This window comes from Paenibacillus sp. ACRSA, assembly GCF_022346845.1.
Taxonomy (GTDB): Bacteria; Bacillota; Bacilli; order Paenibacillales; family Paenibacillaceae; genus Paenibacillus.
The window spans coordinates 22,974-34,333 of record NZ_JAKRNP010000025.1 but is presented as its reverse complement, the minus strand read 5'-3'; the positions used below and the strand labels follow the sequence as shown (position 1 = coordinate 34,333).

12 protein-coding genes and 1 rRNA gene are annotated in these 11,360 nt (G+C 42.9%); 4 read left to right on the top strand and 9 right to left on the bottom strand.

Annotated elements, in window-relative coordinates; translation table 11 throughout:
- From MH215_RS28920 to MH215_RS28910, 3 genes are all read right to left on the bottom strand, one after another.
- Positions 1-89: ribosomal RNA gene (locus MH215_RS28920) — 16S ribosomal RNA — on the bottom strand; the annotation flags it as partial.
- Between the two features lie 580 nt (positions 90-669).
- Complete coding sequence (gene rocF / locus MH215_RS28915) at positions 670-1,638, bottom strand: arginase (RefSeq protein ID WP_239294289.1); 969 nt, start codon at positions 1,636-1,638, stop codon at positions 670-672.
- 58 nt (positions 1,639-1,696) lie between these two features.
- Positions 1,697-2,890, bottom strand: coding sequence for an ornithine--oxo-acid transaminase (locus tag MH215_RS28910; RefSeq protein WP_239294288.1), 1,194 nt, complete (start codon positions 2,888-2,890; stop codon positions 1,697-1,699).
- A gap of 451 nt (positions 2,891-3,341) precedes the next feature.
- Here MH215_RS28910 and MH215_RS28905 point away from each other — a divergent pair, with 451 nt between their 5' ends.
- Positions 3,342-3,986, top strand: a complete 645-nt coding sequence (locus tag MH215_RS28905; protein ID WP_239294287.1) for a GntR family transcriptional regulator — start codon at positions 3,342-3,344, stop codon at positions 3,984-3,986.
- Between the two features lie 141 nt (positions 3,987-4,127).
- On the opposite strand, the gene MH215_RS28900 is transcribed toward MH215_RS28905, so the two are convergent.
- Positions 4,128-4,853 (bottom strand): class I SAM-dependent methyltransferase, encoded by a 726-nt coding sequence (locus MH215_RS28900; RefSeq protein ID WP_239294286.1) that lies wholly within the window; start codon positions 4,851-4,853, stop codon positions 4,128-4,130.
- 163 nt (positions 4,854-5,016) lie between these two features.
- Between MH215_RS28900 and MH215_RS28895 the strand changes: the two genes are divergently transcribed.
- Positions 5,017-5,367, top strand: coding sequence for a hypothetical protein (locus tag MH215_RS28895; protein WP_056697136.1), 351 nt, complete (start codon positions 5,017-5,019; stop codon positions 5,365-5,367).
- Between the two features lie 236 nt (positions 5,368-5,603).
- Here the strand turns inward: MH215_RS28895 and MH215_RS28890 are convergent, their stop codons facing one another.
- From MH215_RS28890 to MH215_RS28875, 4 genes are all read right to left on the bottom strand, one after another.
- Positions 5,604-5,831 carry a cold-shock protein gene (locus MH215_RS28890; RefSeq protein ID WP_056697134.1) on the bottom strand — a complete coding sequence of 76 codons (228 nt, stop codon included), beginning with the start codon at positions 5,829-5,831 and terminating at the stop codon, positions 5,604-5,606.
- Positions 5,832-6,017: 186 nt separating this feature from the next.
- Complete coding sequence (locus MH215_RS28885; RefSeq protein WP_024633772.1) at positions 6,018-6,218, bottom strand: cold-shock protein; 201 nt, start codon at positions 6,216-6,218, stop codon at positions 6,018-6,020.
- A 385-nt stretch (positions 6,219-6,603) separates the two neighbouring features.
- The gene (locus MH215_RS28880) at positions 6,604-6,840 is read right to left on the bottom strand and encodes a DUF6953 family protein (protein ID WP_239294285.1); all 237 of its coding nucleotides are present in this window, start codon (positions 6,838-6,840) and stop codon (positions 6,604-6,606) included.
- Positions 6,841-6,968: 128 nt separating this feature from the next.
- Positions 6,969-7,751, bottom strand: a complete 783-nt coding sequence (locus MH215_RS28875) for a CPBP family intramembrane glutamic endopeptidase (protein ID WP_239294284.1) — start codon at positions 7,749-7,751, stop codon at positions 6,969-6,971.
- A 314-nt stretch (positions 7,752-8,065) separates the two neighbouring features.
- On the opposite strand from MH215_RS28875, the gene MH215_RS28870 reads away from it, so the two are divergent.
- The gene (locus tag MH215_RS28870) at positions 8,066-8,737 is read left to right on the top strand and encodes a phosphatase PAP2 family protein (RefSeq protein ID WP_239294283.1); all 672 of its coding nucleotides are present in this window, start codon (positions 8,066-8,068) and stop codon (positions 8,735-8,737) included.
- Between the two features lie 238 nt (positions 8,738-8,975).
- Here the strand turns inward: MH215_RS28870 and MH215_RS28865 are convergent, their stop codons facing one another.
- A complete protein-coding gene (locus MH215_RS28865; protein WP_239294282.1) occupies positions 8,976-9,755 on the bottom strand; it encodes a helix-turn-helix transcriptional regulator in 780 nt (259 codons plus the stop codon).
- A gap of 110 nt (positions 9,756-9,865) precedes the next feature.
- Between MH215_RS28865 and pyk the strand changes: the two genes are divergently transcribed.
- Positions 9,866-11,281 (top strand): pyruvate kinase, encoded by a 1,416-nt coding sequence (pyk, locus tag MH215_RS28860; protein ID WP_056697124.1) that lies wholly within the window; start codon positions 9,866-9,868, stop codon positions 11,279-11,281.
- Positions 11,282-11,360 lie beyond the last annotated feature (79 nt).

The window sequence follows — 11,360 nt, the reverse complement described above, 5'->3', positions numbered from 1 at the left end:
AAGCAAGCTTCTCTTCAAGTCCGCTCGACTTGCATGTATTAGGCATGCCGCCAGCGTTCGTCCTGAGCCAGGATCAAACTCTCCAATAAAGTATTGAAAAGAGCGATTAGCTCATTTTGAAACTGACGAGATTAAAAATCTCATTTTGTTCATCCTGCAAGCAGGATGATTACTCACTCGTTGTTCAGTTTTCAAAGATCAAACTTGTTTCAGCGCCGACATTCGTTCTCGTCAGCAACTTTTATATCTTATCACATCCGAACCAACTTTGCAAGCTCTTTTTTTAAGTTTCTTTCGAAGCTTATTTTGTTTGCTTGCCGCACCGTGTTTCTCGTGTTTTCTTGGCCGGAATTAGAATATACCATGTACAGATTTAGAACGCAAGCTTTTTTTTCAAAAGTTTTAAAATCCGTATCATCCTTATAACAACAATGACTCATCTACCTTTTCTAACAGCCACTCACATCGTCAGCATCCATTTTCCATCCGTTACCCCAGTTCATACGCACAACCAGAACAAAAGCCAGCACGCTCTCCCTCTTCTTAATGAAAGGGTAACCACACTGGCTATCTTCAGATCACTTTCTTCTATAGTAAGAACATCAATACATACAGATCATTCATATACACTAGTGACCTAGGATGCCAACTCCATTTACAACATATCCACTATAGAATTCGTTTGCCAAGCAGAGAAGCGATCAGCTCTACCCCAAGTCTTGCGGTATGTCTGTTCTGATCAAACAAAGGATTGACCTCTACCAGTTCCATAGATGTGATTCGATTCGTCGACGCAAGCAGCTCCAATGCAAAATGCGCTTCACGATAGTTTAACCCACCTGGAACTGGCGTCCCTACCCCCGGCGCTTCACGAGGATCAAGGCAATCCATATCAAAGCTGATGTGGATACCGTCTGTACCTTCGCCTACTATAGAAAGTGCCTGTTTAATAACCTGCTCTATGCCCAAACGATCGATGTCATGCATCGTATAACTTTTGATGCCAAGCGTTCTAATCTGGAGCTTCTCATAGTCATCCAAGTCACGCAAACCAATGTAAACCACCTTCGAAGGATCAATGAATGAGCCCGCACCAGGAATTTGAGAAAAGTTAAACGATGAATGCCCCATCGCTACTGCTAAACCCATGCCATGCACATTACCGGATAAGCTGTGCTCTTCAGTGTTAAGATCAGCATGTGCGTCGAACCAGATTACTCCCAGCTTAGAGTAGTTCGCACTTAAGCCAGCCAAAGTACCAATTGCAATGCTATGATCACCACCAAGTACCAGAGGGAAAGTCCCCCCAGTAACCACATTAGAAACTTCACGGCACACTCTTTCGCTCACCTGACGTACTTCCGATAGATATTTCCCTCGGGATTTTTCAGTAGAGGAAGCAGGCATATTCGTGCAATCAACCCTTACCTCTCGTTGAACAGTTAGACCTAGTCGTGCAATTTCTCTTCTCAGTCCTGCAGTAATCAGTTCATCCGGGCCTAGCTCTGCCCCACCTCGTGCTCCAGCTAATCCAAAAGGAACTTTAATAATGGCAACCTGGCGGCCTTCCTCAGATTTAAGAGGTAACTCACTAAAAGCATACGGATTACCTACAGATACGTGCTCGTCTTTTCCCATGCAAGTCATCTCCCTCAGTAATCTTTATATGAAGTAAGTCATCCAATACGGTATAGAACTATTCACTTAGCACCCTATGAATCTTCTCTAACGCCCAATCCATTTCGTCCTTCGTAATTGTTAACGGTGGCGCAAAGCGTATTGTGGTCTCATGCGTCTCTTTACACAACAGACCTTCCGCCATTAATCGCTCACAGAAAGAACGTGCTGGCACATTTAGTTCAACACCAATAAACAATCCCCGACCTCGAATCTCTTTAATAACTGAACTACGAATGCTCTGAAGCTCCTTCATAAAATAATGACCTGAACGTTCTGATTGCTCAGCAAGCTTCTCACTCTCTAATACATCCAAGGCTGCAATCGCAACCGCACAAGCTAAAGGATTACCTCCAAACGTAGAACCATGTGATCCCGGCTCGAATAAATCTAATATGCTTGCATCAGCTGCAACAGCAGATATAGGCATCACTCCGCCACCTAAGGCTTTGCCCATAATCCATAGATCTGGTTCTGCTCCCTCCCAATCAGAGGCAAACCGACGCCCTGTTCGACCGAATCCAGTCTGGATCTCATCGGCTATCGTTAGCACACGTTGCTGCTTGCACCAAGAGAATGCGTCTGCAAGATAACCTTTTGGCGGGATAACGATTCCCGCTTCCCCTTGAATAGGCTCTACTAGAAATGCTGCCGTATTGGGAGTAATAGCCTGTTTCAATGCCTCAAGGTCTCCATACGGAATAATGCGAAATCCCGGTGTAAAGGGACCAAAATCTTTTTTATATTCTGCGGAAGATGAGAATGAAGTCACGGTTAATGTTCTGCCATGGAAGTTACCAGCACACACAATGATCTCTGCCTGGTTTTCCGGCACTCCTTTGCTGCGATAAGCCCACCTGCGAGCCGCCTTAACGGCAGTCTCTACAGCTTCGGCACCGGTATTCATCGCCAAAATCTTAGACTTACCTGTGAACTGTGCGAGTTTTTGATAAAAAAGAGAGGCCGCCTTGCTATGAAACGCACGCGATGTTAATGTGACTTGATCCGCTTGATCTTTCAGTGCCTGTATAATGGTAGGATGCCTGTGGCCATGATTCATAGCTGAGTATGCACTCAACATATCCATGTATCGCCGACCTTCCGGATCCTCAACCCAGACCCCCTCCGCACGTTCAATCACAATTGGAAGAGGGTGATAATTTGGAGCCGCATAACGTTCTGACCATTCCATTAGCTGTTTAGAATCCGGCATAGATCTCAGCACTCCTTTAACATTATATTGTATACAAAATACAACATTAGCTTATGCTTCGCCCTAACTACGCAAGACTTGTTATCACTTATTCCACCATAGTCTATACTCGACAGATCCTACTCTAATATATGATTTTCCTGAAGAAAATTTACAACGTAATTTTGTATACAATATACAACATACAATATATGGTCTTTCTTGTAAGTAATAGTATCAAACAAGACGCATAAATTCAAGACATGAAACGGATTTATACATCCCTTCTCTTTATTTTAATATGTTGACAACTCAGTATCATCATTATGCAAGTTAGCGCTTACGTTTGCTTGCCCAACTCCCACCTCGGTGTTAAGATGATAAAAACTTGAAACACTTGAGCGGTGCACGATTCCGGGGTCATCCCCCATACACACATCTAATCATCACTATATAGAAGGGAGGATTCGGTATGGAAGTACCTAAATACCGGTCCTTGAAAGATCACGTTTACGATTATATAGCACAGAAAATTCAAGACGGAACACTGCTCCCTAATCAAAAAATCAATGAGGCAGAGATCTGCAAAAAACTCGACATCAGTCGTACGCCTACGCGAGAGGCTCTGTTCCAACTCGCTTCAGACAACCTGCTGCAATATATCCCTCGCAGAGGTTTTATCGTCACTCCTTTTGATGCAGGCAAAAAGTTAGAGTTCTCTCAAGCCATCGGAGCTCTCGAAGCACTTGCTGCAACGCTGGCTGTAGATCTCCTCAAAACTTCAGAGTTGCTGGAGATGGAAACTCTTATTGCTCGAATGGACGAGGCCATTAACCAATTGGATTTAGCAGCCTATAACAAGGATCAATATCAGTTCCACAATTTATACATTCAGCGATGTGGTAATGCTACGGTAATCGAGATGTTAAACACACTGAAGAATAGCTTTATTCGTCAATCGTATGTGAGCGATAATAAATCGAAGCTGTCTAGTGTCCTTTACGAAGTTAACGAGGAGCACCGGCAAATACTCAGCGCTTTCCGAGCCAAGGATAAGCTTCATTTGGAGTCTCTGCTTAAGCATCACTGGCGAATTATCGATAACGACATGTTATAACCTGCAATCTCAGAGATGCAGCAATAAAGTAATACCGTTATTACAACTAAAGGGTAGCCCGTAAGTTACGGACTACCCTCTTAATACAGCAGACACACCTCACAAGCTAGCTCAAGTAAATACTTTACCATGACTATAATTTTACTCATTCCTTAATGGTACCTTCGCCTCAATCACAGCATATCCTAATCGCTTGCCGTACTTAGCAAGTAAACGATCATTCATTCCACTCATACGCTGCACTTGCTCATTCTCAAGCAAAGTCATATCCATCTCCCGATAAGGATCATGATCCACACCCCATCTTCCCATCGAGCGTGAATGTTCATGCACTGTAATTGCTGTAAATCCACTTTGTCTCAGACGTCTTTTCCACCTATTTATGCTTGCCAGTGTCCTGATCCCATAGAACTGTTTCAATTTGTGACTCATGATCTCCGTCTTCCGACCGGATAATATCATCTCTCGATCAATCAACAGACCACCCGGCTTCAAAACACGCTTATATTCAGACAGTGCAGCACGCCAGCGGGTAAATATCGTAACAGATTCCACAAACACCACATCGAACCGATCATCTGGAAAAGGTAATGCCGTTGCATCCGCCTGAATGAAGCGAATATCCAACCGCTCACGCCTAGCGCGTCGTACAGCTTTCTCCAACATTCCACGGTGAAGATCTACTGCAGTCACACGATAATCATGACGCGCTAAGTGGCATGCCGTCCTTCCCGTACCGCAACCTACTTCAAGTATCTGACTACGAGATGGCAGAGATAAGGAATCCAGCAATTGCACTGTTGCTTCAAAACCGCCCGGATGCGCACTCCCTTCTCCCAATCCCGCCAGTAAATCATGATAGTCCATGACTCCAGCCCCTTCCTACACTCTTTAGTGTATGGAGCAATTCCAAAAACGGCACCTCCCTATGCTTTTTCCGGGTACTCGTCCATACCAAATCTCCTACCTTTTACTATGATATAGAAACCGTTGATTTCAGGCGGCAACCGCAACTACGAGGGGGATATACATGTATAGAATTCATCCGGTATGTGAGGATACGGTTTCTCCGCACGTTGGACGCCCGGTTTGTCTTATTATGAAAGACGGGAAACACATGTATGGCACACTTGGAAGATGTCGTGATGGCAAAGTATTTTTGGATGGCTGTTACGAGGGGCCACGACTCTCTTCTGTTCAAACCAAGCAACAGCAGCATAAAAAAGGTAAAAAGAATGCAGCCAAAACAGTTCAATCCTCAGCTTATGGGCCGTATGGTTATGGTCGCGGATATGGACGTGGATACGGCCGCGGGTTCGGTACAGGATTTGACATCGCACTCGTCTCTACACTCCTGTTATTGCCTTTTCTCTTCATCTAATCTTTAGATCGAGAACAAGTAGCTCATTCTTATTAAGTATCTGTGAATACAGCAATAAGCTTCTCGCAGTATGCGAGAAGCTTATTTTTTGGTTTGTAATACGCTATTTATAGCAACAACAAAAAAGGCATTCGCCAAAACGAATGCCAGGAACTTCATATTTAGTACCCATGCCTTTAACAACGGGTGTATTTTACTTTAAAAAAAAACACCTCGTAAGAGGCGGGTAAGCTATATTAAATCCGATTTCCTTTAGACATCGTTTTCAGGTTACTATTCGAATTTTCAAGCAATGGCAGCATCCTAGTCGTGCTAACCATCTCAGAAGCACATATCGGACAAGTAGGCACGCTATCAAACGCAAAATTGTCCCGCATCCATCCTTTGCACGTATCGCTCGTACATTCCCAGATTGCCGCATCCGCTTGTGGAATCTCTTCCAACGGTTTTTTGCGATTATACATGACTTCTACCCCCTTTGTTATGGAAAAACATCTAACCGACGTTATTTCACAGAAGCCTATCTTAGCGGAAGTTTGCACTCCACCAGACTCCTGCCTCGACAACTAATGGGCCGACTTTCTTTTATATACTCAAAAAAAAGAAGCTGCCTTTACCATTATAACATGTTAAAGGCAGCTAAGCTTTAATTACAGTTTTACAACTTCTTCTGCTTGAGGACCACGGTTTCCTTGTACAATTTTAAATTGCACGCGTTGACCTTCGTCCAGCGTTTTGAAGCCTTCGCCTGTAATAGCGCTGAAGTGTACGAATACATCTTCTCCGCCTTCAACTTCGATGAAACCGAAGCCTTTATCAGCGTTGAACCATTTTACTGTTCCGTTTTGCATGTGAATTACACCTCCAAATAAAGATTAACATGTTCCTTTGTTCTTTGCAGCAAGCAAATAAAAATTCACACATTGAAAAAGGTACCAGTCATAACCTATAAGTGATCGCCCTTTACAATATATGAATTAGGTTTTCCACTCCTCTACAACATGATCTTATTATAACTCTGATTCTGCCAAAAAGCAAATCTTTGTATTTTCTTTTCAAACAGCTTTGGAAATACATGTTATTCCGCGCAGTACAACAGGGTTTTTTAGCCCCCCTGCTCCTGCACGGTCTTACCAAAGGATATGCAAAAGGCATCCAAATTATACCCTTTTATAAAAAAAAACGAGTGATTGCAGTTTCAATATCCCTTTATAGATCTGTAATGCACGATAAATGTTATGTCCATGCCCACGTAAAGCTATCTCGATCCCAAGCAATCCGTCCACCGTGTAGCTTACGGAACGCTTTTTTCACTTCTTTTTCTAAGGATGCATTCCCGCTCTCATTCACAAACACAAATTCTTCTCCAAAATTGGACTTCACATATTCTATAGCAACTTCTTGACGAAGCGTGCCCGTGAATTTAATCTCTTGTACCATCCATTCTGCTACATCCTGTGCAGTTTTCTCCATAATACACCTACAATCGCACATTGTACGGCTTAACTTACGTTTCAACACGCAGCCCGTTTACCGTCTGGTTAAGTATAACACGTTCTATAGGATTGACGGCAAACAGAGCTATCATGTCAGAAACTTCTTTATCGATTCATCGGTTGTGAGGTATTACTTGAATCTATGCTATGTCGTTGTGTTCGCACACTATATGTTAACCAAATGCAGTAGCCCACAAGAACAACTATTACAAAGATATCATAAGGAAGTGTACCCGTATCTTGTAGATCATCTCCCAGAAACTGAATTAAATTATGTACAAAGTGAAACAGAACTAAGGGTATGATATTTCCATTCTTCAACATTAACAGTGCTAGCACAACCCCAATTAGAAGAGCATAAACAAGTTGCAAAGTAATATCAGCCATATTCTGACCGGATAAAGCATTCATAATATGCGTGATCGAAAAAAGGATACTGGAGGTTAGGACAGCAGCAACTGCACTCTTTCTTAGAAGGATGTTAAATATCAGTCCACGATAGATCGTTTCTTCAACAAAAGCGACGAGCAGGGTGAAAAGGATAAAAAAGGCTACCTTGGACAGCGTGAGTTCTCCAAATCCCTTCAAAGCGATTGTACCCAATACAAGTATTAGCGGAATATAATACTTCGTCTGCTCCACTGGAATGGTTCGCAAAGACCGGAATCCGATCTCACCCCACCTACGCCGCAAAGTTAAATAGATGATGAGTACAATCGCAATCGGTGTAAACGATAGGAGTACAGGAGACGTGTAGTCAAGTTGCTTAATCATTGCCACCGCACCCGCTGCAAACACAGCGAACAAGAGTAACAGTTCAATGATGACTACAGCTAAAATTGGCCTCCTCTTCGAGAACGATTCTTTTCTAATTTGCGCGTTTGCCATAAGGTAGTACCAGCCTCTTTTCATTTTCTTTTGTCGACATCACCAAAATTAGGATGACACTACAGTTGTACTACAATATGCAATATATTACAGTATCCTTTTTTGGATAAAACTATAAAAGTAACAAAAAAGAGACTTTCTTCACGGGGTTTTCCCCTAAAATCAGGTATGGCTTATATCTGGTTCTGTACATTATAGTACTATGGAAAATTTCATTCCTTCATTTCTGCAGGGTAACAATCATGGAACATCGTCTTATATAGAGAGAATCCAAAGAACCGTGCAGTATGCACATCAAAGATCAGGGGGAACTTATGAAAGCACTATTTCTACGCTGGGGACATCTACTAGCTATACTGTGTATACCTTTGCAAGGCTCCATTTATGTTTTTCTAGGTAGTAACACGGGTAGTGACGTCTTCTACAACTATGCTTGGATCGATACCCAGATTCCTTTTATTAAAGAATTTATTTACCCATATATCAGTTGGATGCCCATTCTGTATCTTGGATTTATCTATCTGGGGCTGACCAATAAATCATTATTTTGGCGTACGATACTCACGTATAATGTAGGGGTGATCGCCGCCAACATCTGTTTTGCGGTATTTCCGACGCATGTACCACGACCCATTGTAGGTGGAACTGATTTGAGTAGCTGGCTGGTTCAATTCATTTATACAAATGATGCACCATTCAACTGCTTTCCAAGTATTCATTGTCTCACAAGCTATATGTTGTTTATCATCGTCAACCGTCACTTGAACTTCAAGCCAGTGCTGCGAATCTCATTATCTGTTTGGTTATGGTTGATCATTGCTTCCACTGTATTTGTAAAACAACATTCCCTGCTTGATGTTGCCGGTGGAATCCTGTTTGCTGAAGCAGCTTACTGGGCAGTTCATGCGGTACTTCTTCGTCGTAGCTCGGCTCACCAAAAAGAAAAGCAAACGCTGGGTGCAACCAACACCAGCAGCAATGTCTAGATTAGGAATGAATAAAACATAGGTTGTAGCAATCCACTACCTAGTAACTTAAAAAGAGAGCCACCGGCTCTCTTTTTTTTATTCGCTCATCCACTCCGTGGATCTTATGAGTCTATCTCCACACCTACGTCTACACCTATCTCTAATCCCACCTTTAGCCTTCCCGTCTTTTCAATAGAAGAAAGTAAGCATAGTTAGCCCTTCAGACTAACGATTCCATAACTCAGGGCTGCGGTTTTCATATTACAGGTGGACGCTCATGCAGGAAATCAGACGGCGGGCTTCCAATAATACGTTTGAAGATGCGATAAAAATAAGACAAGTCGCGATATCCGAGGAATTCGGCAACTTCTTGGATTGAGAGCTGTGACTCGGTAAGCAGATATACGGCTCTTTTCATCCGTTGATCATGGACATATTGGCTGATGGTCTGGTTGGTCATACTTTTGAACAACGCAGCTGCATAGTTCGGGGTCTTACCAATCTCATCACCCAGCTCTTCTTTCGTTACCTTCTCCCTATAATGACGCTCAATATATCGTTTCATACGCTCCGCCTGCATATGACGCTCCGGTGGAATAACTCCTCGATCCAGCTCACGGTTCACATAAATCAGCACTTCCATCAATAAGGCTTGGCTCATCATGACATAATAAGAAGGGCGCTCCTGCCACTGCTGATGAATGGCCTTCATGCGTTCATGGATCAGTTCGTAACATCCGGGCTTATGCCGCAAGACCTCTGCTCGTTCTAATGCCGACAGTGACTCCGGTGTTTCTCCTGTTAATTGAACAACAATTTGGGTATGTGTAACGGTAGGGATGCTTTTACCATAATAAGCAACACCACCGGGAATAATCAGTAGCTCGCCTTTCTCCATGATCTGTTTTTCGCCGTTCACCCAATATACACATTTTCCATAAGTAACCAAGTTAAGACGCCAAGTTTCCTGTGTTTGCACAGCTTCTTCGAACCATCCGACACCATTAATGTGTCGTACTTCTAACGGAGTGACCATAATACACCTCATTATTGGACTATACTCCAATCATTGTACTATAGTTCATACCCTGATTCGACAGAAAACGCTACAATACACATATAAGCAAAATATGAGGAGGAAATAGCATGTTGAAAACAAAAATTATTTGTACTATGGGACCTGCCTGTGACTCAATCGACTTATTAAAGGTAATGATCCAGGAAGGTATGACGGTTGCACGTTTAAATATGGCTCACGGCGAGCTGGAGGATCACGTTGGACGGATCAACAACATTCGTCAAGCAGCTTCTGAGTTGAACACATACGTACCAGTTATGATGGATATCAAAGGACCAGAAGTACGGATTGGCAAACTGAAAGAAGCATCTTGCCACCTTCAAGCAGGCAAAGAGCTCATCCTTACGACAGAAGAAATTCTTGGTGACGCAGAGCGTATCTCCGTAAACTACCCAGAATTGAATCTGGTTGTGAAGCCTGGCGATCGTATCCTGATTGATGATGGTCTGGTTGACCTGACTGTATTGTCTGTAGAAGGTTCAGATATTCATTGTAAAATCATCAGCGGTGGCATCCTGAAGCCACGTAAAGGTGTTAACTTGCCAGGAATCAAAACGACACTGCCAGGTGTTACTGAGCGTGACGTTATGCACATTGGTTTCGGTATCGAGAACAACATCGAGATCATTGCAGCTTCATTTGTACGTAAAGGCGATGACATCCGTGAGATTCGCAGCATCTTGAAAGAGCGTGGTGCAGATCACGTACAGATCATCTCCAAAATCGAGAACCAAGAAGGTATGACTAACTTGGACGATATCATTGAAGCTTCTGACGGTATCATGGTTGCTCGTGGTGACCTTGGCGTAGAAGTACCGATTGAAGACGTACCAATGATGCAAAAAGAAATGATCGATAAATGTAACCGTGCAGGTAAACCGGTTATCGTTGCAACACACATGCTGGAGTCTATGCAAGTGAACCCACGTCCAACTCGTTCAGAAGTAAGTGACGTAGCTAATGCTGTACTTCAAGGTGCTGACGTTGTCATGTTGTCTGGTGAATCCGCTGCAGGTAAATATCCAGTGCAATCCGTTCGTACGATGGCAGCAGTTGCACGTCGTGCAGAAACGATGATTGATTACAAAGAACAATTTGCTCAAAAATCCGCACAGCAAATTGCTGATATTACTGAGGTTATTAGTCAAGGAGCTGTAAGTTCTTCTCTCGTACTCAATGCCAAAGCGATTATCACTTCAACTGAAAGTGGCTTCACGGCGCGTATGATCTCCAAATATCGTCCAAAAGCTCCGATCATTGCGGTTACACAACATGAAGAAGTGCTTGCAAAAATTTGCTTGCTCTCCGGGGTTGTACCAGTTATGGGAGATAAGGTTACTACAACGGACGAAATGTTCGAATCCGCTACACGCAATGCGATCAAAACAGGTTACATCGAAAAAGGGGACATCATTGTATTGTCCGCTGGTGTTCCGATCGGTCAATCCGGTAACACTAACCTGATCAAAGTTCAACAAGTATAAAAGTTTAATAATCCCTTTTTATAAAGACACACATCAATATTGATGCTTAAACAGCCGTTTCTCTGTAATAGAGAAACGG